Annotated in this window: 18 protein-coding genes; 5 read left to right on the top strand and 13 right to left on the bottom strand. The window is 63.4% G+C overall.

From position 1 onward, the window contains the following. Positions 1-46 precede the first annotated feature (46 nt). Entirely contained in the window at positions 47-2,521 is a 2,475-nt protein-coding gene (locus ECTOBSL9_RS09165) for a glycogen/starch/alpha-glucan phosphorylase (RefSeq protein WP_205631954.1), read from the top strand. 52 nt (positions 2,522-2,573) lie between these two features. Here the strand turns inward: ECTOBSL9_RS09165 and rho are convergent, their stop codons facing one another. Both rho and trxA read right to left on the bottom strand, forming a co-directional pair. After that, complete coding sequence (gene rho / locus ECTOBSL9_RS09160) at positions 2,574-3,833, bottom strand: transcription termination factor Rho (protein ID WP_063464785.1); 1,260 nt, start codon at positions 3,831-3,833, stop codon at positions 2,574-2,576. A 221-nt stretch (positions 3,834-4,054) separates the two neighbouring features. Next, complete coding sequence (gene trxA / locus ECTOBSL9_RS09155) at positions 4,055-4,381, bottom strand: thioredoxin TrxA (protein WP_025280414.1); 327 nt, start codon at positions 4,379-4,381, stop codon at positions 4,055-4,057. A 146-nt stretch (positions 4,382-4,527) separates the two neighbouring features. On the opposite strand from trxA, the gene rhlB reads away from it, so the two are divergent. Continuing rightward, entirely contained in the window at positions 4,528-5,826 is a 1,299-nt protein-coding gene (gene rhlB / locus ECTOBSL9_RS09150) for an ATP-dependent RNA helicase RhlB (RefSeq protein WP_063464784.1), read from the top strand. A 48-nt stretch (positions 5,827-5,874) separates the two neighbouring features. On the opposite strand, the gene ECTOBSL9_RS09145 is transcribed toward rhlB, so the two are convergent. From ECTOBSL9_RS09145 to ECTOBSL9_RS09120, 6 genes are all read right to left on the bottom strand, one after another. Then, positions 5,875-6,813 carry a DmsC/YnfH family molybdoenzyme membrane anchor subunit gene (locus ECTOBSL9_RS09145; RefSeq protein ID WP_063464783.1) on the bottom strand — a complete coding sequence of 313 codons (939 nt, stop codon included), beginning with the start codon at positions 6,811-6,813 and terminating at the stop codon, positions 5,875-5,877. Between the two features lie 41 nt (positions 6,814-6,854). Next, positions 6,855-7,550, bottom strand: coding sequence for a 4Fe-4S dicluster domain-containing protein (locus ECTOBSL9_RS09140; RefSeq protein ID WP_063464782.1), 696 nt, complete (start codon positions 7,548-7,550; stop codon positions 6,855-6,857). A 70-nt stretch (positions 7,551-7,620) separates the two neighbouring features. Further along, positions 7,621-10,521: a molybdopterin oxidoreductase family protein gene (locus ECTOBSL9_RS09135; RefSeq protein WP_063464781.1), complete on the bottom strand. Its 2,901-nt coding sequence runs from the start codon at positions 10,519-10,521 to the stop codon at positions 7,621-7,623. A 220-nt stretch (positions 10,522-10,741) separates the two neighbouring features. Further along, positions 10,742-12,529, bottom strand: coding sequence for an aspartate--tRNA ligase (gene aspS, locus ECTOBSL9_RS09130; protein WP_063464780.1), 1,788 nt, complete (start codon positions 12,527-12,529; stop codon positions 10,742-10,744). A gap of 109 nt (positions 12,530-12,638) precedes the next feature. Further along, positions 12,639-13,271, bottom strand: a complete 633-nt coding sequence (locus ECTOBSL9_RS09125) for a DUF502 domain-containing protein (RefSeq protein WP_063464779.1) — start codon at positions 13,269-13,271, stop codon at positions 12,639-12,641. A gap of 27 nt (positions 13,272-13,298) precedes the next feature. Continuing rightward, entirely contained in the window at positions 13,299-13,592 is a 294-nt protein-coding gene (locus ECTOBSL9_RS09120) for an FmdB family zinc ribbon protein (RefSeq protein ID WP_063464778.1), read from the bottom strand. 123 nt (positions 13,593-13,715) lie between these two features. Here ECTOBSL9_RS09120 and ECTOBSL9_RS09115 point away from each other — a divergent pair, with 123 nt between their 5' ends. Further along, positions 13,716-14,093, top strand: a complete 378-nt coding sequence (locus ECTOBSL9_RS09115; protein ID WP_063464777.1) for a DsrE family protein — start codon at positions 13,716-13,718, stop codon at positions 14,091-14,093. A 3-nt stretch (positions 14,094-14,096) separates the two neighbouring features. On the opposite strand, the gene ECTOBSL9_RS09110 is transcribed toward ECTOBSL9_RS09115, so the two are convergent. After that, complete coding sequence (locus ECTOBSL9_RS09110) at positions 14,097-14,477, bottom strand: type II toxin-antitoxin system VapC family toxin (protein ID WP_063466111.1); 381 nt, start codon at positions 14,475-14,477, stop codon at positions 14,097-14,099. A gap of 5 nt (positions 14,478-14,482) precedes the next feature. Then, positions 14,483-14,737, bottom strand: a complete 255-nt coding sequence (locus tag ECTOBSL9_RS09105) for a type II toxin-antitoxin system Phd/YefM family antitoxin (RefSeq protein ID WP_063464776.1) — start codon at positions 14,735-14,737, stop codon at positions 14,483-14,485. Between the two features lie 110 nt (positions 14,738-14,847). On the opposite strand from ECTOBSL9_RS09105, the gene ECTOBSL9_RS09100 reads away from it, so the two are divergent. Beyond that, positions 14,848-15,720, top strand: a complete 873-nt coding sequence (locus tag ECTOBSL9_RS09100; protein ID WP_063466110.1) for an SDR family oxidoreductase — start codon at positions 14,848-14,850, stop codon at positions 15,718-15,720. Positions 15,721-15,746: 26 nt separating this feature from the next. Here ECTOBSL9_RS09100 and ECTOBSL9_RS09095 read toward each other — a convergent pair whose 3' ends face one another. Together ECTOBSL9_RS09095 and ECTOBSL9_RS09090 are read right to left on the bottom strand one after the other, a co-directional pair. Beyond that, positions 15,747-19,019, bottom strand: coding sequence for an efflux RND transporter permease subunit (locus tag ECTOBSL9_RS09095; protein WP_063464775.1), 3,273 nt, complete (start codon positions 19,017-19,019; stop codon positions 15,747-15,749). After that, on the bottom strand, positions 19,016-20,062 hold the full coding sequence (locus ECTOBSL9_RS09090; protein WP_240480949.1) for an efflux RND transporter periplasmic adaptor subunit: 1,047 nt from the start codon (positions 20,060-20,062) through the stop codon (positions 19,016-19,018). The genes ECTOBSL9_RS09095 and ECTOBSL9_RS09090 overlap by 4 nt, the downstream gene beginning before the upstream one ends. 645 nt (positions 20,063-20,707) lie before the next feature. Here ECTOBSL9_RS09090 and ECTOBSL9_RS09085 point away from each other — a divergent pair. After that, a complete protein-coding gene (locus ECTOBSL9_RS09085; RefSeq protein ID WP_063464773.1) occupies positions 20,708-22,429 on the top strand; it encodes a proline--tRNA ligase in 1,722 nt (573 codons plus the stop codon). Between the two features lie 57 nt (positions 22,430-22,486). On the opposite strand, the gene ECTOBSL9_RS17735 is transcribed toward ECTOBSL9_RS09085, so the two are convergent. Further along, a complete protein-coding gene (locus ECTOBSL9_RS17735; RefSeq protein WP_063466109.1) occupies positions 22,487-23,191 on the bottom strand; it encodes an ABC transporter ATP-binding protein in 705 nt (234 codons plus the stop codon). Positions 23,192-23,378 lie beyond the last annotated feature (187 nt).

Below are 23,378 nucleotides of genomic sequence, written 5' to 3'. Positions count from 1 at the left end.
GACTGATAGACAACCGAAACCTACCACCCAGCACGGATACAGGCCTATGAAAAAACTGGAAATGGTGCACGATTACGACCCCACGCCGCTGTCCTGCGATAAGGACGCGCTCAAGGAGTCCATCCGCGACGGGCTGATCCACATCGTCGGCAAGGACCCATTGAACGCCACCCGGCGTGACTGGCTTCAGGCCGTCTCCTACGCTGCCCGAGAGCGCATCATCGAGCGCCGCATGTACACCAAGCGCCTGTTCAACCAGGAACAGGTCAAGCGGGTGTACTACCTCTCCATGGAGTACCTCATCGGCCGCATGCTGGTGAACAGCCTGATGAACCTGGGGTTTTACGAGAACTGCAGGGACGCCCTCAAGGAGATGGGCGTGGACCTGCACGAAATCGTCGGCCTGGAGTCGGATGCCGCACTGGGCAATGGCGGCCTGGGGCGCCTGGCGGCCTGTATCCTGGACTCCCTGGCCACCCAGTGCCTGCCTGGCTATGGCTATGGCATCCGCTACGAGTTCGGCATGTTCCATCAACACCTGGAAGACGGTGAACAGGTGGAGCACCCGGACAACTGGCTGCGCTACGGCAACCCCTGGGAGTTCCCCCGCCCGGAGAAGATCTACCCGGTGCATTTCTATGGCTACGTGGTGGAACACCGGGAGCGGGGTGTCGTCCGGCATCACTGGGAGGACGGAGAGGAGGTCATCGCCATGGCCTACGACCACCCCACCCCCGGCTTTGGCAACAAGAACGTGAACAACCTGCGCCTGTGGGCGGCCAAGGCCACCCGGGACTTCGACCTGGATTATTTCAACGAGGGCGACTACATCCGCGCGGTGCAGGAGAAGATCGAGTCGGAGACCATCTCCATGGTGCTCTACCCCAACGATGCCACCGCCATCGGCCGGGAACTGCGCCTGAAGCAGGAGTACTTTTTCGTCTCCGCCTCCATTCAGGACATCCTGGCCCGGCATCTGGAATTGGGCTACTCCCTGGGAGAACTGCCCAACAAGGTGGCCATCCAGCTCAACGACACCCATCCGGCCATCGCCATTGCCGAGCTCATGCGCCTGCTGGTGGACCAGCACCGCGTGCCCTGGCAGAAGGCCTGGAACATCACCTGTGGGGTGTTCTCCTACACCAACCACACCCTGATGCCCGAGGCCCTGGAGACCTGGCCGGTGCACCTGATGGAGCGGGTGCTGCCACGGCACATGCAGATCATCTACGAGATCAATTTCCACTTCCTCAATGAGGTGCGGCACAACTTCCCGGGCGACAACGCCATTGTTCAGCGCCTGTCCATCATCGATGAGAGCAACGGCCGGCGGGTGCGCATGGCCCATCTTGCCGTGGTGGGCAGCCACATGGTCAACGGTGTGGCGGCCCTGCACACCCAGTTGCTCAAGAAGAATCTGTTCCGGGATTTCCACCGCCTGTGGCCGGAGCGTTTCGTGAGCATCACCAATGGCATCACGCCGCGGCTGTGGCTGAACCAGGCCAACCCGGGCCTGCGGGATCTGATCAACGAGCATATCGGCGAAGAATGGCTGATGGACCTCCAGCAATTGAGCAAGCTGGAGCCCCTGATCGACAACCCCGGCTTCCGCGAACGTTTCCAGCAGGTGAAGCGCCGCAACAAGGAACGCCTGGCGGACATGATCAAGGAGCAACTGGGGCTGACGGTCAGCCCGGATGCCATGTTCGATGTGCAGATCAAGCGCATCCATGAATACAAGCGCCAGCTGCTCAACGTGCTGCACATCGTCAGCTACTACAACCGGGTCCGCGAGGGTCGCGCCAGTGGGCAGGCGCCACGGGTGAGCATCTTCGCCGGCAAGGCGGCCCCCTCTTATGTGCGTGCCAAGCAGATCATCCATCTGATCAACGATGTGGCGGATGTGGTCAACCACGACCCCCTGGTGGCCGGCAAGCAGCAGGTGGCCTTCATCCCCAACTATGATGTGAGCAGCGCCTCGGTGATCATTCCGGCGGCGGACCTGTCCGAACAGATCTCCACCGCCGGTACCGAGGCCTCGGGCACGGGCAACATGAAGCTGGCGCTCAATGGGGCCATGACCATCGGCACCCTGGATGGCGCCAATATCGAGATCCGTCAGGCGGTGGGCGAGGAGAACATCTTCATCTTCGGCCTGAATGCGGATGAAGTGGATCAACGGCGAGCCGAGGGTTATCGGCCACGGGATCATTACGATGCCAACGAGGAGCTGCGCCAGGCCCTGGACATGATCCGGGACGGCTTCTTCTCACCGTCGGACCCGGGGCGCTACCGGGATCTGGTGCAGCATCTCCTGGAGGTGGATACCTTCATGGTGCTGGCGGACTTTGACTCCTACATGCGCGAGCAGGAGCGGGTGGACGAACTCTACCGGGATCCGGAGGAATGGACCCGGCGCGCCATGCTCAATACGGCGCGCATGGGCTATTTCTCCATCGACCGGACGGTGGCGGAGTATGCCGAGAAGGTGTGGGGGATCGTACCGGAGGGTTGGAACTGACGCCTTGGGGAGGCAGGCCCCCACACCCAACGTCGGGTGTGGGGGCGGCGCTTCAGCTGCGCTTCATCATGTCGAAGAATTCGTTGTTGGTCTTGGTGGACTGCAGGCGGGCCAGGAGGAATTCCATGGCTTCGAGTTCGTCCATGGGGTGCAGGAACTTGCGCAGGATCCAGAGCTTCTGCAGCTCTTCCGGATCGGTGAGCAGCTCTTCGCGGCGGGTGCCGGAACGATTGATGTTGATGGCGGGGTAGATCCGCTTCTCGCTGATGCGGCGATCCATGTGCACTTCCATGTTGCCCGTGCCCTTGAACTCTTCATAGATGACCTCGTCCATCTTGGAACCGGTCTCCACCAGGGCCGTGGCCAGGATGGTGAGGCTGCCGCCCTCCTCGATATTACGGGCCGCGCCAAAGAAGCGCTTGGGACGATGCAGGGCATTGGCGTCCACGCCACCGGTGAGCACCTTGCCTGACGAAGGCACCACAGTATTGTAGGCCCGGGCCAGACGAGTGATGGAGTCCAGCAGGATGACCACATCACGGCGATGCTCCACCAGACGCTTGGCCTTCTCGATGACCATCTCCGCCACCTGCACATGCCGACTGGCCGGCTCGTCAAAGGTGGAGGACACCACCTCACCCTGCACCATGCGCGACATCTCGGTCACTTCCTCGGGACGCTCATCGATGAGCAGCACGATCAGATAACACTCGGGATAGTTGGCGGTGATGCTCTGGGCGATGTTCTGCAGCATGATGGTCTTACCCGCCTTGGGGGGCGAGACGATCAGACCCCGCTGGCCCTTGCCGAAGGGGGCGACGATATCGATGATGCGGGCGGTGATGTCTTCCGTGGAGCCGTTGCCCCGCTCCATGCGCATGCGGTGTGAGGCATGCAACGGCGTGAGGTTCTCGAACAGCACCTTGTTCTTGGCCGCCTCGGGAGCCTCGAAATTGATCTGGTCCACCTTCAGCAGTGCAAAGTAGCGCTCGCCTTCCTTGGGGGGGCGAATCTTGCCGGAGATGGTATCACCGGTGCGCAGGCTGAAGCGGCGGATCTGGCTGGGGGAGACATAGATGTCGTCCGGCCCGGCCAGGTAGGAGCTGTCGGCACTGCGCAGGAACCCGAATCCGTCCTGCAGGATCTCCAGCACCCCGTCACCGAAGATGTCTTCTCCCCCCTTGGCGTGGGCTTTGAGGATCGAGAAGATGATGTCCTGCTTTCGAGACCTCGCCATGCCTTCGAGGTCCATGGACTGGGCGACTTCCACAAGCTCGGAGGCCGACTTACGCTTGAGTTCGGTGAGGTTCATAAAGGCTTCGCGGGGGGGAATGGGATATCGGTGGTTTTAATCGCGCGGACAGGGCAGAGCCAGCAAAAGTGTGCCTGAGGCGCTTGATCTTGAGGTCGGCTTTGGGGTCGAGAGGCGCTACTGCCAGGACGGCAGGCTGAATAGTCATTATTTTTTTGTGACGTTACCATTAAATCTTCGGGGCGTCCAGCCCGTAATGATTGGACGCCCCGAAGCGGGCCTTAGATGTTCTGATCGATAAAGGCGGTCAGCTGTGACTTGGACAGGGCTCCCACCTTGGTGGCCTCCACATTACCACCCTTGAACAACATCAGGGTGGGGATGCCGCGGATACCAAACTTGGGTGGGGTGGCCGGGTTTTCGTCGATATTGAGCTTGGCCACCTTGAGCTTGCCGTCGTATTCCGCGGCGATCTCGTCAAGGATGGGGGCAATCATCTTGCAGGGACCGCACCACTCCGCCCAGTAGTCCACCAGCACCGGCTGATCAGACTTGAGGACATCCTCCTCGAAACTTCCATCCGTGACATAGGTGATGTTTTCACTCACTGCGATTGACCTCCGGTTAGAATGTCTGCGAAGGCAACTGGCAAATTCAGCCAGTCTGCACCACGCATTGAATCATTGGAGCCGATTCGGCACACCATTTCAAGTTCAAGTCCACACATGATACCGCGAGGAAAGGCCCCAACTCCATGACGGATCAACATGTTTCTGATACCCACTTCGCAAGTTTCGACCTCCCGGACCCGGTGCGCCAGGGCCTGCAGGATGCCGGCTTCACCCACTGCACCCCCATTCAGGGTCTGGCCCTGCCTCCGGCACTGGAGGGCAAGGACGTGGCCGGACAGGCCCAGACGGGCACCGGCAAGACGGCGGCCTTCCTGATCACCGTGTTCACCCACCTGCTTCGACACCCGGCCCCGGAGCAGCGCCGACCCAACCAGGTGCGGGCACTGATCCTGGCCCCCACCCGCGAGCTGGCCATCCAGATCCACAAGGACGCCATGGTGCTCGGCAGCCATACCGGGCTCACCCTTGGACTGGCCTACGGCGGCACCGATTACGAGAAGCAGCGCAAGCAACTCTCGGATGGGGTGGACATCCTGATCGGCACCCCAGGACGTATCATTGATTATTTCAAGCAAAAGGTCTTCGACCTGCGCCAGGCGCAGACCCTGGTACTGGACGAGGCCGACCGCATGTTCGACCTGGGCTTCATCAAGGACGTGCGCTTTCTGCTCAGGCGCATGCCCCCGCCCACCGAACGGCAGTCCATGCTGTTCTCTGCCACCCTGTCCTGGCGGGTGATGGAACTGGCCTACGAGCACATGAACAACCCGGCCAAGGTGCAAACCCAGGATGAACAGGTGACCGCCGAACGGGTAAGTCAGTGCGTGTATTACCCGGCCAATGACCAGAAGATCCCGTTACTGCTGGGCCTGATGCAGAAACTGGGGCCGGAGCGATCCATGGTGTTCGTGAACACCAAGCACTGGGCCGAAAAGGTCACTGCCTGGCTGGAAGGCAACGGCATCCGCGTGGCCCTGCTCTCGGGCGACGTGCCACAGCGCAAGCGCCAGAGCCTGCTGGCCAGGTTTGAGCAAAGCGAATATCAGGTGCTGGTGGCCACCGACGTGGCGGCCCGCGGCCTGCACATACCCGATGTGTCCCATGTGTTCAATTTTGATCTGCCCCAGTCTGGCGAGGACTATGTCCACCGCATCGGTCGCACCGGCCGGGCGGGTGCGGAGGGGGACGCCATCAGCTTTGCCTGCGAGGACTTCGCCTTCCACCTGCCGGAGATCGAGGAATACATCGGCTTCAAGATCGCCTCGGAGATGACCGACCCCTCGGTCCTGGCCACCGACCTGGCACCTCCGGCCAAGCGCAAGAGGGAGTCCGCCGGCCCACCCCGTGGCCGCTCAGGCAAGCGACCGGGCGCACCTTCCGGCGGCAACAAGCCTCCTCGCAAACCACGGCCCACCACATGAAAAGGGGACAGACACCTTTTCCGGGAAAAGGTGTCTGTCCCCTTTTTCCTATGTGTGTTGCCGCCCGTGATAGAGCATCACCCCATGGCGGGCTTCGGCGAAGAACAGCCAGCGTTCCAGGCCGATGCCGGCCAGGGCGGAAATGAGGGCCAGGTTGAGCCAGTGTACCGGGGCGCCGCTCAGCACCCAGGCCAGCAGCAGGATGGGCAGGGCAAAACCCAGGGCGAAGACGCCCAGGCGGGCACGCAGGATGACCCGGGCACCCGGGTCGAAACCGAACTCGCGGGTGAGGAAGGTACCGGCGGTGTGCCCCGGGTCCAGGATGCGTACCGGGGCACGGGTGAAACCGGTGGCGGTGTTGATGGTGGGGCCGGTGACCTCGCGGATCCAGAGGAAGTAGATGCCCTTCATGGTCGCCGCCAGCACCAGCAGGGCAATGGCGATGCCGCCCAGCAAGGGGTCATAGCCGACGAACCAACCATGGATGGCCACCTGGGCCAAGCCCCCCAGGGCCAGGCCCAGGAGCAGGTAGTTGGCGGGGGTGAGGGCCGTGTGCCATTGGCGGATGGTCTTGAGGCTGGCGTAAATCATGCCGGTGGAGAAGACGGTCAGCCCCGCCAGCAGCACGGCGATCACGCCCATGATCATGCCCGTCTGACCCACATCCCCGCCGGTGGCGCGAACCTCCCAGGCATACCACAGGGCGAAGGGATAAAAGGCCACGGCCAGCACCGCCTCCCGGGAGAGCCAGGAGGTGCGCACCCGCATGAACGCCCGCCAGGCATTGCGGGGGTTGTGCAGGTGCAGGCTGGATGACAGCAGCCCGACGGTGATCAGCACCAGGGCCACGGCCAGTTGCGTTTGCAGCTCACCGCTGGAAGCGTCGGGATAGCCGCCGGCCAGGTGCAGCACGGCCACCAGCATGAACAGGCCGTAGCCGGCACCGGAGAGCACGGTGAAGAAGATCACGGAAAGGGCTGGGTGCATGGGATGTCATCCTATAATCATCTTCTGGGGTGAGGGCCACATCAACGCACAATGGCCTGGTTCACCCACTCTTTCACGCTGCTGATCAGGCTCTTGCGCCGCACGTCGTCCGTGGGCACCGGGCGGGTGACGCGCGGAGGCAGGTAGGTGTTGGTGGGCTTGTAGCCCAGCTCGGGCATGAGCGTCTGACCGGCCCGTTCCCGGGTGAGGCGGCTCACCTGGGAATCGGGATCATCCAGGTCGCCGAAGAAACGGGCATGGGCCGGACAGGTGATCACGCAGGCGGGCTGACGATCCTCGGGTTCGAGGGTCTCGTCGTAGATGCGGTCGATACACAGGGTGCATTTTTTCATCACCCCATCCACGGGATCCAGCTCCCGGGCACCATAGGGGCAGGCCCAGGCGCACAGGTTGCAACCCATGCACTTGTCCTGATCCACCAGGACGATGCCATCCTCCTTGCGCTTGTAGGAGGCCCCGGTGGGGCATACGGTCACGCAGTCCGCGTCCTGGCAGTGCATGCAGGACATGGGCATGTTGACGGTCTTGTTGTTGGGGTAATCGCCCACCTCGTAGTGGCGGATGCGGTTGAACCAGACACCGCTGGGCTCAGCGCCATAGGCGGCGATATCGGTCAATGGTCCGGTGGTACCGGAGGTGTTCCACTGTTTGCAGGCCACGGCACAGGCATGGCAGCCCACGCAGGTGTCCAGGTCGATTACCAGACCCAATCGCATTGAATCACTCCTCAAGTCGTCTGCCTGGAAGGCTTGAGTGCCCTCCGCTACCCCTCATCGCCAACCGCGTTCACCGCCGGTGCTTGCCCCGCGTGAGCACATCCCAGAGGCTGCGCTTCAGGTTCACGGCACGGTGCGTCTGATAGCGCAAGGCGCTGGGGGATACCGCCATCCCAGGCAGGGGTTTCACCTGATCGAACTGGGGCCAGGAACCCACCTCGCCTGGTTTGGCGGGGGTAATCTTCACACGCAGGTCATACCAGGCCGCCTGACCGGTGACGGGGTCGGAATTGGTGACGTTGTCCAGCCCGTCCCCTTGCTGGGGGAGCAATTCCGAGATCAGGTGGTTGAGCAGGAAGCCCTTGCGGGATTCATCCGCATCCGCAGAAAGCCCCCACGCCCCCGCCTGCTTGCCAATGGCGTTCCAGGTCCAGACCGTGTCCGGTTCCACCGCCTCGATGAGTTTCACCTGGGCGCGGATACGGCCATGGTGGGACTCTACCCAGACCCAGGCATCGTCCTCGATGCCCATGGAGTGGGCCCGCCCCCGGTTCATGTAAAGGCGATTACCGGCGCAGATCTGCCGCAGCCAGGCGTTCTGTGAATCCCAGGAGTGGTACATGAACATGGGCCGCTGGGTGATGGCATGGAAGGGGTACTTATCCATGTCGATGCGACCATGCTCCAGCGGGGGATGCCAGATGGGCAATGGGTCAAAGTAACGGGTGAGCCGGTCCTTGTGTTCCTCGCGGGTGGGGCATGGCCCGTCGTACAGCCCCTGCCCTGCCAGCTTGAAGCGCTGCTGGGTCTCGGAATACAGCTCCAGCACGATGGGATCGGTGGACCCCACCCAGCCTGCATGGCGGGCCAGGGTCAGGTAATCCTGGTTGCAGTAGCGGTAGTATTTCTGACTGTCTTCCAGGTGATGCACGAAGAAGCACTGATTCTCGGCATAGGCCTCCCATTGCTTCGGATTGGGCTCGCCGCGCAGACCCTGATCCCCGTTTTCACCACGCCAACCCGCCAGGAAGCCGATGCCCGGCTCCTTCTGGAAGTTGATGATGAAGTCCTGATAGGAGGCGTATCGGGGCTTGCCGTCCTCACCGGTGAACGCCGGGAATTTGAGCCGCCCGGCCAGGTCCACCAGCACCTCCTGCCAGGGGCGCACGTCCCGGTCCTTCTCCAGGATGGGCTGGCGGATGGAGTCCGCCGCGGCATGGGGTTCGGAGATGGGGCGATCCAGCATGGAGATGGTGTCGTGCCGCTCCAGATAGGTGCAATCCGGCAGCACCAGGTCGGCGAAGTTGACCGTCTCCGAATGGAAGGCGTCGGACACCACCAGGAAGGGGATCTTGTACTCCCCGTCCTCGCCCTTCTCCCGCAGCATGTCCATCACCTGGCTGGTGTTCATGGTGGAGTTCCAGCTCATGTTGGCCATGAACAGGATCAGCGTGTCGATGGGGTAAGGGTCCCCCTTCACCGCGTTGGTGATCACCATGTGCATCAGGCCATGGTTGGCCATGGGGGCATCCCAGGAATAGGCCTTGTCGATGCGCAGGGGGTTGCCCTGCTTGTCGATCACCAGGTCCTCGGGGCCGGTGGGAAAGCCCAGTGGCGGACTCTTGAGCGGGGTGTTCGGGGCCATTTCCCGTGCGGGCTTGATGCCCGGGGGGATGTGCTTGGGATACGGCGGCTTGGACAGATGCCCGCCGGGCACATCGATGGTCCCCAGCAGGATCTGCAACAGGTGGATGGCCCGGCAGGTCTGAAAACCGTTGGAGTGGGCAGAGATGCCCCGCATGGCGTGCATGGAAACCGGGCGGCCCACGAAGCGATCATGGGTGCGGCCGTAGGCATCGGTCCACTCGCATTCGATCTCGATGGTCTCCTTGAAGGCCACATGGGCCATCTCCAGGGCCAGGCGTTCGATCTGTTCGGCGGGCACGCCGCAGCGCTCGGCCACGTTCTCCGGTGCATACTGGGCATCCAGGTAGCGTTCGGCCAGCAGGGTCATGACCGTCTTCACCGGGCGGCCGTCCGGGGCGGTGTATTCACCGAACAGGGCCGGCTGGATCTCCACCTGGGAGGCATCGGTGACCGCATCGGTTTCCTGATCCCAGCACAGGGGATTGCCCTTCTTGTCCCGCAGGATGAGGCCATGGCCCTTCTGCCCTGGAGTGTCCACCACCAGCCAGGGGGCGTTGGTGTAGCGCACCAGGAAGGTCTGGTCGATACAGTCGTTGCGCAGCAGCACGTGAATCATGGCCAGGGCCAGCAGCCCATCGGTGCCCGGACGGATGGCGACCCACTCATCGGCCACGGCCTGATAGCCGGTGCGCACCGGGTTCACGGAGACAAACTTGGCGCCGCGGCGCTTGACCTGTTCGATGCCCATCTTGATGGGGTTGGAGGCATGGTCTTCGGCCACGCCCCAGAGCATGAAGTACTTGGTGCGTTCCCAATCCGGGTCGCCGAATTCCCAGAAGGCGTGCCCCATGGTGTACAGCCCCGCCGAGGCCATGTTCACGGAGCAGAATCCGCCGTGGGCGGCCCAGTTGATGGTGCCGAACTGGGTGGCCCACAGGCCGGTCAGCGCCTGCATCTGGTCGCGACCGGTAAAGAAGGCCAGCTTCTTGGGATCGGTGGAGCGGATCTTCGCCAGGCGATCGGTGAGCAGGTTCAGGGCATCGTGCCAGGAGATGGGTTCGAACTCCCCCTCCCCCCGTTCGGTACCGGGCTTTCGCATCAGGGGTTGCTGCAGCCTCGCCGGGGACTGCTGCTTCATGATGCCGGCGTTGCCCTTGGCACAGAGCACGCCCTTGTTCACCGGATGGTTACGGTTGCCCTGGATGTAGCGGACCTTGTTGTCTTCGACGGTGACCTTGATGCCGCAGCGACAGGCACACATGTAGCAGGTGGTGTACCGGGTGTCCTGTCGGGAATGGTCTTCAAACTTCGGCAGTGCCTTCATGCCCCGTCACCTGTCGTTATGGTTATGTAGGGTGTGGTGATGATCCGCTCAGGGTAGGTTTTAGCAGAATCCCGACGTGAAAGTGTGCCGGTTGCGGGGCATCAACTCAAAGGGAAGTTTTTGATTCGGGTATAAGTGGGGCGCAAAAAGGGGACAGACATCTTTTTCAGGCGCCCAAAAAGGGGACAGACACCTTTTTGGGGTCCCCTTTTTGGGAGGATCAGCCCTCCTTCTTCTCTGCGCCCGTCTGCCGCAGCCGGATGTTCAGCTCCCGGAGCTGGGCCTCGCTGACCTCGGCGGGGGCCTGGGTGAGGGGGCAGGCGGCGGTCTGGGTCTTGGGGAAGGCCATGACGTCGCGGATGGACTGGGCGCCGGTCATGAGCATGACCAGGCGGTCCAGGCCGAAGGCGATGCCACCATGCGGGGGGCAACCGTACTTGAGGGCATCCAGCAGGAAGCCGAACTTCTCCCGGGCCTCGGTCTCACCGATGCCCAGCAGCTCGAATACCTTCTGCTGCATGGCCATGTTGTGGATACGCACCGAACCGCCGCCCACTTCCGTACCGTTGAGCACCAGGTCGTAGGCCCTGGAGATGAGATGACCGGGATCGCCGGAAAGCGCCTCGGGGCTGTCCACGCGCGGCGCAGTGAAGGGATGGTGCAGCGCCACCCAGCGCTTGTCCTTGTCGTCCATCTCGAACATGGGGAAGTCCACCACCCACAGGGGACGCCAGCCGCGTGCCACCAGGTGGCGGTCGTGACCCAGCCTGACCCGCAGGGCACCCAGGGCTTCGTTCACCACCCGGGCCTTGTCGGCACCGAAGAAGATCAGGTCGCCGTCCTCAGCCTCGGTGCGGTTGAGGATCTCCACCACCACCTCATCCGGCAGGAACTTGAGGATGGGGGACTGCAACCCCTCACGCCCCGCATTGACGTCGTTGACCTTGATATAGGCCAGGCCCTTGGCACCGTAACGCCCCACGAACTGGGTGTAATCGTCGATCTCCTTGCGGGTGAGATCGCCGCCCTTGGGCAGACGCAGGGCCGCCACGCGACCATGGGGGTCCTTGGCGGGGCCGGAGAACACCTTGAACTCCACCGGCGCCATCACGTCGGTCAGTTCCGTCAGCTCCAGGGGGATGCGCAGGTCCGGCTTGTCGGAGCCAAAGCGGTGCATGGCCTCGGCATAGGTCATGCGCTGGAAGGGGGTGTGCAGGGGCACTTCCAGCACCTGGGCGAAGAGTTCCCGCATCATCTCCTCCATGAGGGTCATGATGCCCTCCTCATCCATGAAGGAGGTCTCGATATCCAGCTGGGTGAATTCGGGCTGACGGTCGGCGCGCAGGTCTTCGTCTCTGAAGCAGCGCACGATCTGGTAGTAGCGGTCCAGCCCGGACATCATCAGCAACTGCTTGAACAGCTGCGGCGACTGGGGCAAGGCAAAGAAGCTGCCGGGATGGGTGCGACTGGGCACCAGGTAGTCCCGGGCGCCTTCGGGCGTGGCCTTGGTGAGCATCGGGGTCTCGATGTCCAGGAAATCATGCCCTTCCAGGAACCGGCGCAGCACGCCGGTGATGCGGGCCCGCATCTGCAGACGCCTCTGCATGGTGGGACGGCGCAGGTCCACGTAACGATAGCGCAGGCGGGTCTCCTCGCCCACGTCGTCCTCGTCCAGCTGGAAGGGTGGGGTCTCGGAGGTGTTGAGCACGGTCAGCCCGGTGCCCAGCACTTCAATCGCCCCGGTGCGCAGATCGGTATTCACCGTGCCTTCCGGGCGACGACGCACCCGGCCGGTCACCTTCAGCACGTATTCGCTGCGGATGCGTTCGGCGGTAGCGAAGACATCGGCCCGGTCCGGGTCGAAGACCACCTGCACCAACCCTTCACGGTCGCGCAGATCGACGAAGATCACGCCCCCATGGTCCCGGCGGCGATTGACCCAGCCGCACAGTGTCACTTCCTGGTCGAGCAGGGACTCATCGACGATACCGCAGTAATGGGAGCGCATGGGGGATTCCTGGAGTGTCCTGAATGATTGGGGCTGTGGAAAACCGGTAATGGTACGGTCTTGCCAATTGGGGTGGCAAGTCCGGGGGGAGGCGCCCGGCGCCGCGGCGTCACTTCGCGCCCGACTCACCCTTCTTCAGCGGGGGGTATCGGGGCACGACCACGCCCAGGGACATGACGAACTTGAGGCCATCCTCCACCGACATATCCAGCACCACCACCTCGTCGCGAGGGACAAGGATGATGAAGCCTGAGGTGGGATTGGGCGTGGTGGGAATGAAGACGCTGATCACGTCCTTTTCGGTGCGCGCCTGCACCTCCCCCATGCCCGCACCCGTCTGGAAGCCCAGTGTCCAGATGCCCTTCCTGGGATACTCCACCAGCAGGACACGGCGGAAGGATTCACCACCCGCGCCCAGCAGGGTCTCCATCACCTGCTTCACGGCGGAGTAGATGGTGCTCACCAGCGGTATGCGGGCCAGGATGGCCTCCCACAGATCCACCAGCTTGCGGCCCAGCAGGTTGGCCACCACCAGGCCGGTGGTGAAGACGATCACCACGGCCATCACCACCCCAAAACCGGGGATGGTGAAGCCGAGAATGGCCTCCGGCCGCCACCCCGGCGGCAACAGCAACAGGGTGCGGTCCATCATGTCGAGAATGAACTTGATGATGGCCGCCGTGGCCACCAGGGGCACCCAGACCAGCAGGCCCGCAATCAGATAGCGTCGCAGGCTCTGCATGGGTCCGGTGTGTTTATCCGACAAGGGTTATCCCCCGGAGTTGGCGGCAGCAGGACAGGCGCCGCACGCCGGTGATTTGGCGCCGCTGTCCGTGGCGCAGGATGCGGCCTTGTCGCCTTCCTTGAGATTGCGCTTGTTGTCCTTCTTGAAGTCGGTCTCGTACCAGCCGCTGCCACCCAGGCGGAAGGCGCTGGCGGACACCAGCTTGCGCAGTTCGGCGGTGTTGCAGGCGGGGCAATCCACCAGCGGGGCGTCGGCAATCTTCTGCATGGCCTCCATGCGGTGGCCACAGGCATTGCATTCGTATTCGTAGATGGGCATCTTCGGGTCTCCGTGCGGGGCGGTCTGATCGTGCGCGAATTATACTGCCTTGGAGGCGCAATCGGGCGCCTTTCGGGTTATGGGGGCGATGGGGAATTTTGCAAGCCCCGAGAGGAGAAGGAAATGACCGAGAAGATCGTGATCATGCTGCTCAACACCCGCCTGGATGCACCGGGCACCCTGGGTGCTCCCTTCTTTCAGGCCACCGTGGCCGCGGCCATGGACCTGGAGGTGGAGATCTATTTCGCCGCCCAGACCACGCAACTGCTCAAGCAGGGCGTGGCCCGGAACATCTTTCCCGGCGAGGGCAGGGAAAAATCCGTGTATGACTTCATGAAGGATGCCCACGAGGCCGGCGTAAAATTCTATGCCTGCGCCGGCGCCATGGGGGAACACGGCCTGGATGATACCAACGCCATCCCGGAGCTGGACGGCAAGCGCGGCGGCGGGGCCTTCATCGGTGAGGTGGTGGAGGATGGGGTGGTAACGCTGACCTACTGAGTCCTACTTGGGCCGAAACACTTCCAGAGTCAGACCATCAATATGACGGTAATGCCGGTCATTGGCCGTCACCAGCACCTCGCCAAGATGCATCGCAGTGGCAGCGATCATGGCATCTGCCATCTGCATGGCGTGACTGAGCGCATACTCTTCCACCAGATAAGTGGCGCGGCCACAGATTTCCGTGTCAACAGGGATCAACCGGGCCCCCCAGTAATGCATCGCCTGGCGCAGGACGCGTAATTCATCTTTGTTCCTCAGCCCCTGAAGCAGCTCCATATAGGTGACTGCGGACACCATGAAGCCCGGCGAACCATCAAGCATGGAAGCTGCCCGCTCGTTGCCGCGCAGATTCCAGATCAGGACATCCGTATCGATCAGCACAGCATTCACCCCAGATTGGAAAAGTCACGCCCCTGGCGCAAGGCGCGCACCTGGTCATCCACCGTGGTGTCCTGTTGTGCCCCCCAAAGACCGAAGGCCGGATTTCGTCCCCGGCATGTCGAATCCTGGGCACTCGCCTGCCAGGCCACGAGGCGGGCACAAGGCTTGCCGCGGTAGGTAATATCCACCTGCTCACCGCGGCGCACTGCGGCCAGGAGTTCTCGCGTGTGCAGACGCAGGTCCTTGGTTGTGGCTTCCATGACATCCTCCAGAAAAAGTTACACTTAAAAGTGTAACTCTGATGTTTACAGCGGACCAGTGATTTAAGACGCTTCCCCAACAACCCCAACATATTGTGAGTCCCGGCATCATGACGCCCTCCTCCACAGCTCCATCGCCCAACGATCGCACCATCCTCATCACCGGCTGCTCCTCCGGCATTGGCCACTGTGCGGCTCATGCGCTGGCACGCCGGGGTTACCGGGTGTTTGCCACGGCGCGACAAGAGGAAGACGTGGCACGGCTACGCGAGGAAGGGCTGGAGGCACTGCCTCTGGATCTGGCCCATAGCGATTCCATCCGGGCGGCGATGGACGCCGTACTGGAGGCCACCGGGGGGCGGCTGCACGCCCTGTTCAACAACGGGGCCTACGGACAGCCCGGGGCGGTGGAGGATCTGTCGCGGTATGTGCTGCGCCAGCAACTGGAGACCAATCTGCTGGGCTGGCTGGAGCTGACCAATCTTGTGATCCCGGTGATGCGTCGACAGGGTGAGGGGCGCATCGTGCAGAACAGTTCGGTACTGGGCCTGGTCGCCCTGCCCTTTCGCGGCGCCTACAACTGCTCCAAGTTCGCCCTGGAGGGGCTCACCGACACCCTGCGCATGGAACTGCACGGCAGCGGCGTGCATGTAAGCCTGATCGAGCCGGGGCCCATCAGCAGCCGGTTTCGGGCCAACGCCCACGCGGCCCTGGCGGCCCATATCGACCGGGAGAACAGTGTGTTCCGGGAGCAGTACGCGGCGGCACAGCGGCGTTTAACCAAGGAGGGGCCGGCGGCGCCCTTCACCCTGCCACCGGAGGCGGTGGTGAAGAAGCTGATCCATGCCCTGGAGAGCCCGCGGCCACGGGCGCGGTATTACGTGACAGTGCCCACCTGGCTGTTCGGCACGCTGCGGCGGGTGTTGCCCACGCGGGGGCTGGACTGGGTGTTGAGGCAGGTGTCCCGGGGCGAGAACCGGTAGCCGGGCGGTTGATGCTGCTGCGGGGCTCATTGATGCTGAACCCTGCCCTTGAGGTAGCTGTAGTACAGCACCGGGATCACCAGCAGGGTGAGCATCGTGGACACCAGGATGCCGAAGATCAGGGAGATGGCCAGGCCATTGAAGATCGGGTCGTCCAGGATGAAGCCCGCACCGATCATGGCGGCGAGCCCCGTCAGCACGATGGGCTTGGCGCGCACGGCGCCGGCACGGATCACTGCATCCTCCAGGACCAGGCCGCGACTCACCTCATGATTGATGAAATCTACCAGTAGGATGGAGTTGCGCACGATGATCCCCGCCAGGGCGATCATGCCGATCATGGATGTGGCCGTGAACTTGGCGTCCATCACCAGACCATCCAGCAGGGCATGACCAGGCATGACACCAATCACCGTGAGCGGGATGGGCGCCATGATGATCAGCGGCACCACGTAGGAGCGGAACTGCGCCACCACCAGCAGGTAGATGAGCAGCAAGCCCACCGAGTAGGCCAGCCCCATGTCGCGGAAGGTTTCGTAGGTGACCTGCCACTCCCCATCCCACTTGATGCTGTACTGGTAGGGATCATCCGGCTGCTGGATGAAGAACTGCTCCAGGGCCTCATCATGGACCATGGGCTTGTCACGCAACTGGAACACCAGGTCGAACATGCCATACAGCGGGCTATCCAGACGCCCGGCCATATCGGCGGTGACATACACCACCGGCAGCATGTTCTTGTGATGGATGGAACGCTCGCGCGTGCTCTCCACCACGTTCACCAGCTCCGACAGGGGCACCAGTCCGCCATCCATGGCGCGCACCCGCACCCCGAGCACCGTCTCCAGATCCGCCTTGTCGGCGGGATCGAACTCCAGGCGGATGGGCACGGCGTATTTCACGTTGGCACCAAAGAGGAAGCTCACATCCTCGCCCGCCAGGACCGTGTCCACTGCCTGGGCAATGGCCGTCTGTGACACCCCCATCAGGGCAGCCTTTTCCCGGTCCACTTCCAGGATCAGACGGGGTCCGGCGTAGTCCACCGAGTCGGACACATCCACCACCCCGGCGGTATTCTCGAACATCTCCCGGAGTTGTCCTGCCAGGGCCATCTGTCCTTCATAGTCCGGACCATAGATCTCCGCCACAATGGGCGCCCGCACCGGCGGCCCCGGGGGGACCTCCACCAACTGGATGATAGCCCCATGACGGTCGGCGATGGCCTTGAGCGGCTCGCGCACCTCCAGAGCGATATCGTGGCTCTTGCGGCTGCGCTCCTTCTGATGCACCAGGTTCACCTGCAGATCCCCCAGGTGAGCCCCCTCGCGCAGGTAGTACTGACGCACCAGTCCATTGAAGTTGATGGGCGAGGCCGTACCGGCGTAAACCTGATAATCATGCACCTCGGGCACGGTGGCCAGGTAATCCCCCATCTCGTGAAGCACACGCGCGGTGCGCTCCAGGCTCGTGCCCTCAGGCATCTCCAGCACCACCTGGAACTCCGACTTGTCGTCAAAGGGCAGCATCTTCAGGACCACGGCCTGCACATAGACCAGCGACACCGAGGCCAGAATCAGCAGCACCACGCCGCCATAGAGGCCCCAGCGCTTGTAGCGGGCACCACCACCGCGCAGGAAGGGCCCCAGGGTCCCCTCGGACAGGCGCATCATCCGCGTGCCGGCCGCCTCACCGCCCCCCTGGACGTGCCCACCTTCGGCGGGCGACCTGGCCTCCGCATGGCGACGCAGCAGTTTGTAGGTCATCCAGGGCGTCACCACATAGGCCACGGCCAGAGAAATGAGCATCCCCATGCTGGCGTTGATGGGGATGGGGCTCATGTAAGGCCCCATCAGCCCCGTTACGAAGGCCATGGGCAGCAGCGCGGCAATCACCGCAAAGGTGGCCAGGATGGTGGGGGCACCCACCTCGTCCACCGCCAGCGGGATGGCCTCCAGCAGCTTCTTCTTGCCCATCTGCATGTGCCGGTGGATGTTCTCCACCACCACGATGGCATCATCTACCAGGATGCCGATGGAGAAGATCAGGGCAAACAGGGAAACCCGGTTCAGGGTAAAGCCATAGGCCCAGGAGGCGAACAACGTGACCGCCAGGGTGATCACCACGGCGGTGCCGACGATAAAGGCCTCGCGCCAGCCCAGGGCCAGCCACACCAGCAGCACCACGGACAGCGTGGCGAAAATCAGCTTCTGGATGAGGGTGCTGGCCTTGTCGTTCGCCGTTTCCCCGTAATTGCGGGTCACGGTCACCTGCACATCATCAGGGATATGGGTGCCCCGCAACTGATCCATGCGCGTCATGAGCTGATCGGCGATATCCACCGCATTGGTGCCCGGCTGCTTGGCAATGGCGATGGTCACCGCCGGCTCGCTGTGCCCCGGCAGGGCACCCGCCTCGGAACCTGCGCCCCAGCCAAAGCTGACGTAGTTGTGGGGAGTGGCCGGTCCCTGGCGCACCTGCGCCACATCGGAGAGGTACACCGGAGCGCCGTCGTGCACACCCACCACCAGGGAGGCCACCTCATCCTCGGATGACAGGAAAGCCCCGGCCTTGACCGGTATCTCCTGGTTATCACGCACCAGGGCGCTGGCATCCCGGGACACATTACTGGCCTGCAGGGCCTGGCGCAGATCGTCCAGGCTCAAGCCAAAACCCGCGACCCGCTGAGGGTCCAGTCGCACCTGGACCACGTGATCCGGGCCGCCAATGGTGTAGATGTCACGGGTGCCAGGCACCCGCTTGAGTTCGGTTTCCACCGTATGGGCCACACGCTGCAGGTCATGTGCGCTGCGCTGGCGATCCTCGGTCCACAGGGTGAAGGCGACGATGGGCACATCGTCAATCCCCTTGGGCTTGATGATGGGCTGCCCGACACCCAGCCCCTGGGGCAACCAGTCCTGATTGGAGAAGATCTGGTTATACAGGCGCACGATGGCCTCGGTCCGCCCCTCACCCACCTCATACTGAACCGTGAGCACCGACATCCCGGGCTGCGACGTGGAATACACATGCTCCAGGCCCTCGATCTCCGAAAGCACCTGCTGCGCCGGGATGCTCACCAGTTGCTCCACCTCCTCCACCGAGGCCCCGGGGAAGGGAATGAACACATTGGCGAAGGTCACGTCGATCTGGGGCTCTTCCTCCCGTGGCGTAACCAGGACCGCAAACAGCCCCAGCAACAGGCCCACAATGGCCAGCAGCGGCGTGATCTGAGAGGTGAGAAAGGTCCTGGCGATGCGCCCGGAGATACCCATGGCGCCATCCTTGTCCACTTCACTCATCGTGCCGCCTCCCGCTGCGCCTTCAGGGCCACGCCGGCACGCACCGGATCCAGAGCCACCCGCTCACCCGGTTCAAGGCCCGCCAGCACCTGCACATGATCACCCTCGGCAGGGCGCCCGGTGCGCACCTGACGCAGGCGGATGCGATCTTCCTCATCCACCACATAAACGGCCGAGACCTCACCCCGCTGCATCACGGCACCGGCCGGCACCAGCAGACGCTCCTGCTCACCCACGGTAAACACCACCTTCACGAACATGCCCGGGAACAGACCCGGCGTGCCATCGGGCAACTGCACCCGCACACGAAAGCTGGCACTGCCCTGATCCGCATAGGGGAACAGGGTCAGACCCTCGGCCTCCACCGGCATGGAATCATTGATCAGCACCCGCGCCTGCTGATGCTCCCGCACCGCCTGAATATGCCGCTGAGGCACCTGGGTGACCACCCGCAAATGCTCCAGGGAGATTCCCGACACCAGCGGCTGGCCCGGGCTGACACTCTCCCCCGTCTCCACATGACGCTCGGTCAGGATGCCCGCATAAGGAGCCACCACCCGGGTGTGTTCCAGCTCCTCGCGGGCCCCTTCCACCGCCGCCTGGGCCGACTCCAGGCGGGCCTGCGCCGACTGCAGGGCCGCCGTAGCCCGATCCATCTCCGAACGGGAGATCAACTGGCGCTGAAAGATGCCCTCGATGCGTTCGTGCTCACTGCGCGCCTCGTTGAACCGTGCCCGGGCCTCCCGCAGACTGGCCTCCGCCTGCTCCAGCCGGGAGCGCTGCTCCGTATCCCGCAACCGCAGGATCAGGTCCCCTTCGTCCACGAAGTCATCCACATCAAAGAAGACCTCCACCACCCGCCCGCTGGTCTGGGCCGACACGGTGGCCTGCTGCACGGCTTCAATACGACCGTCGAGCACCTGCTCCAGGGGCAGCGCATGCATACGGACCTGGGCGGTCTCCAGCTCATGGGCCGCCACAGACGCAGCGACCATCCAGAGGGCCGTGGCAGCCAACAGCCAGCGAAGTCCTGGGTGGATCATGGGCAAAACTCCCCGATTGGACACCCGAGGGCGCCGGTTAAATATTAGATTTTGCTAATTTATCACAAATTGATGGATTTCAAATCCCCTCGGCTCCGCTCCACCCAGGGGAGAAGAGGGACTCAGGGAATCGAAGCCACCATAGCATCCCGACCCTTCCACCAGCGCAAAGGGATCAATGCAACCAAAGCCACCAACGTGTCCCGACCCTCCGGGGCAGGGGTTCCCGTAAGCGGGCTTCAGCCGCAGGAAGCGGCTGCAGAGCCTACATGGATGTATTCACGGCGTCCCGCTGGAGGGAACACCTGCCCCGGAGGGTCACCCCAAACCCCAATCCCAGGCACGAGCAGAACAGCCACCCCAACACCAGGGATCACACCCATCGAAGCCACCCATGTGTCCAGACCCTCCGGGGCAGGGGTTCCCGTAAGCGGGCTTCAGCCGCAGGAAGCGGCTGCAGAGCCTACATGGACGTATTCACGGCGTCCCGCTGGAGGGAACACCTGCCCCGGAGGGTCCCTCGAACCCCAAGCCCCGGCACAAGCAAAACCCGGCACCCGCTAACCTCATCCACTGAACCCACACCGGATTAATGTAAAATCCCCACCCAAGACCCCGACCAACACGATCATCCGGAACCCCTACATGCGTGTATCCCAATTCCCCCTCGCAACCCTCAAGGAAACCCCGGCCGATGCCGAGGTGATCAGCCACCAGCTGATGCTGCGGGCCGGCTACATCCGCCGGCTGGCATCCGGGCTGTACACCTGGATGCCCCTGGGGCTGAGAGTCCTGCGACGGGTGGAAGCCATCGTGCGCGAGGAAATGGATCGCGCCGGCGCCCTGGAAGTCCTCATGCCCGCCGTGCAACCGGCTGAACTGTGGCAGGAATCCGGCCGCTGGGAACAATACGGGCCCGAACTGCTGCGCCTCAAGGACCGCCACGACCGCGACTTCTGCTTCGGCCCCACCCATGAAGAAGTCATCACCGACCTGGTGCGCCGCGAGATCAACAGCTACCGGCAACTGCCCGTCAACTTCTACCAGATCCAGACCAAATTCCGCGACGAAATCCGCCCCCGCTTCGGCATCATGCGGGCCCGGGAATTCCTCATGAAGGACGCCTACTCCTTCCACACCAGCCCCGAGAGCCTGCAGGAGACCTACCAGGCCATGTACGAGGCCTACACCCGGATCTTCCAGCGCTGCGGCCTGGACTTCCGGGCCGTGCAGGCCGATACCGGCTCCATCGGCGGCCACCACTCCCATGAATTCCATGTACTGGCCGATTCCGGCGAAGACGCCATCGCCTTCTCCAACGGCAGCGACTACGCCGCCAACGTGGAACTGGCCGAAGCACCCGCCATCGGCCACGAACGCCCCGCCCCCAGCCAGGAAATGCGCATCGCGGACACCCCCAACGTCCGCACCATCCAGGACCTGGTGGACGGCTTCGACCTGCCGGTGGAAAAGACCATCAAGACCCTGGTGGTGGCTGCCTCCCAGGAGAACGCCACCCAACTGGTGGCCCTGCTGGTGCGCGGCGACCACGAACTCAACACCCTGAAGGCAGAAAAACTGCCCCAGGTGGCCAGCCCCCTGCGCATGGCCAGCGAAGTGGAAATCCGCGCCGCCATCGGCGCCGGACCCGGCTCCCTGGGCCCGGTCAACCTGCCCATTCCCTGCATCGTCGACCGCTCCGTGGCCATGATGAGCGACTTCGCCGGCGGCGCCAACCAGGACGGCAAGCACCTGTTCGGCATCAACTGGGACCGGGACACCCCACTGCCCGAGGTGGCCGATCTGCGCAACGTGCGCGAAGGCGATGCCAGCCCCGACGGCCAGGGCAAAGTGGTGATCCGTCGTGGCATCGAAGTGGGTCATATCTTCCAGCTGGGGGAGAAATACAGCCGGGCCCTGGATGCCACGGTGCTGGACGAACAGGGCCACAGCCAGATGATCACCATGGGCTGCTACGGTATCGGCGTCTCCCGGGTGGTGGCGTCAGCCATCGAACAGAACCATGACGCCCGCGGCATCATCTGGCCCGAGGCCCTGGCCCCCTTCCAGGTGGCCCTGTGCCCCATCAACGCCCACAAGTCCCAGCGCCTGCGCGACGCCGTGGAAGGACTTTATCGGGAACTCACCGAGGCAGGCTTCCAGGTGCTGTACGACGACCGCGGCGCACGCCCGGGGGTCATGTTCGCCGACATGGAACTGATCGGCATCCCGCACCGGGTGGTGCTGGGAGAGAAAGGACTGGATGCCGGCGAGGCGGAATACAAGGGCCGCCGGGACGAGGAAGCCACCATGGTGGCCCTGAACGGACTGGTGACGTTCCTCAAGGAGCGCATGCAGTCCGCGTGAGGCCGATGCCCACCTGACAGGACATCCCCCGGGCCACCCGACCACGGCCCGGGGGGGTTAGATCCCCAGGTAGGCCGCCCTCACCTGCTCGTTCTCCAGCAACTCCTCACCCCGCCCTTCCAGGACCACCTTCCCCGCCTCCAGCACATAGCCCCGATGGGAGACCGACAGGGCCTGGGCGGCGTTCTGCTCCACCAGGAAGATGGTGATCCCTTCCTGGTTGAGTTCCCGGATGATATCGAAGATCTCCTCCACCACCAGCGGCGCCAGCCCCATGCTGGGTTCATCCAGCAACAGCAGTCGAGGCCGGGCCATGAGGGCGCGACCGATCACCAGCATCTGCTGCTGACCACCGGAGAGCATGCCCGCCAGTTGACGCTGCTTCTGGCGCAGGATGGGAAAGCGTCCATACACCCGCTCCAGATCCTGATCCACCTCCTTGCCACGCCCGCGGGTATAGGCCCCCATGAGCAGATTGTCGTGTACCGTCATGTCACGAAAGACCTGCCGGCCCTCCGGAACCTGGACGATGCCCTGCGCCACGCGACGATGTGAAGGCCAGCGGCGCAGATCCTCACCCTCGTAGGTCATGCGTCCGGCGTCCACCGGCTGCAACCCGGAAAGGGTCATCAGCAGGGTGCTCTTGCCGGCGCCATTGGCCCCCACCAGCGAGACAATCTCACCTCGCCGGATGGTCAGGTCCACCTCGTGCAGCACCTGGATGCGACCATAGGACGACACCAGCCCCTGGATGGCCAGCATCTCATGGCGATCCGGTGGAGCCTCCAGGCGGGTGGGATGACTGATCCCCAGCCCCCCCACGTGCTCCGGCGCCAGGTTGATGATACGGTGGCGCAGGTCACGGAACTCCTCCCGCACCCGCTCGCCGAACAGGGGATCGTTGTACTGGTCCCGGGCCTCGGCAATGGCGGTCCAGTCCGCCTCATTC

Source organism: Ectothiorhodospira sp. BSL-9, from assembly GCF_001632845.1.
Lineage (GTDB): Bacteria > Pseudomonadota > Gammaproteobacteria > Ectothiorhodospirales > Ectothiorhodospiraceae > Ectothiorhodospira.
This window is presented reverse-complemented; position numbering and strand designations above follow the sequence as displayed.

Bases quoted from the DNA above. Each gene is read 5' to 3' on its own strand.
- ECTOBSL9_RS09165 (WP_205631954.1), top strand. From the start codon at position 47: ATGAAAAAACTGGAAATGGTGCACGATTACGACCCCACGCCGCTGTCC.
- rho (WP_063464785.1), bottom strand. From the start codon at position 3,833: ATGAACCTCACCGAACTCAAGCGTAAGTCGGCCTCCGAGCTTGTGGAA.
- rhlB (WP_063464784.1), top strand. From the start codon at position 4,528: ATGACGGATCAACATGTTTCTGATACCCACTTCGCAAGTTTCGACCTC.
- ECTOBSL9_RS09145 (WP_063464783.1), bottom strand. From the start codon at position 6,813: ATGCACCCAGCCCTTTCCGTGATCTTCTTCACCGTGCTCTCCGGTGCC.
- ECTOBSL9_RS09140 (WP_063464782.1), bottom strand. From the start codon at position 7,550: ATGCGATTGGGTCTGGTAATCGACCTGGACACCTGCGTGGGCTGCCAT.
- ECTOBSL9_RS09135 (WP_063464781.1), bottom strand. From the start codon at position 10,521: ATGAAGGCACTGCCGAAGTTTGAAGACCATTCCCGACAGGACACCCGG.
- aspS (WP_063464780.1), bottom strand. From the start codon at position 12,529: ATGCGCTCCCATTACTGCGGTATCGTCGATGAGTCCCTGCTCGACCAG.
- ECTOBSL9_RS09125 (WP_063464779.1), bottom strand. From the start codon at position 13,271: ATGCAGAGCCTGCGACGCTATCTGATTGCGGGCCTGCTGGTCTGGGTG.
- ECTOBSL9_RS09120 (WP_063464778.1), bottom strand. From the start codon at position 13,592: ATGCCCATCTACGAATACGAATGCAATGCCTGTGGCCACCGCATGGAG.
- ECTOBSL9_RS09115 (WP_063464777.1), top strand. From the start codon at position 13,716: ATGACCGAGAAGATCGTGATCATGCTGCTCAACACCCGCCTGGATGCA.
- ECTOBSL9_RS09105 (WP_063464776.1), bottom strand. From the start codon at position 14,737: ATGGAAGCCACAACCAAGGACCTGCGTCTGCACACGCGAGAACTCCTG.
- ECTOBSL9_RS09100 (WP_063466110.1), top strand. From the start codon at position 14,848: ATGACGCCCTCCTCCACAGCTCCATCGCCCAACGATCGCACCATCCTC.
- ECTOBSL9_RS09095 (WP_063464775.1), bottom strand. From the start codon at position 19,019: ATGAGTGAAGTGGACAAGGATGGCGCCATGGGTATCTCCGGGCGCATC.
- ECTOBSL9_RS09090 (WP_240480949.1), bottom strand. From the start codon at position 20,062: ATGATCCACCCAGGACTTCGCTGGCTGTTGGCTGCCACGGCCCTCTGG.
- ECTOBSL9_RS09085 (WP_063464773.1), top strand. From the start codon at position 20,708: ATGCGTGTATCCCAATTCCCCCTCGCAACCCTCAAGGAAACCCCGGCC.
- ECTOBSL9_RS17735 (WP_063466109.1), bottom strand. From the start codon at position 23,191: ATGCTGGCCATCCAGGGGCTGGTGTCGTCCTATGGTCGCATCCAGGTG.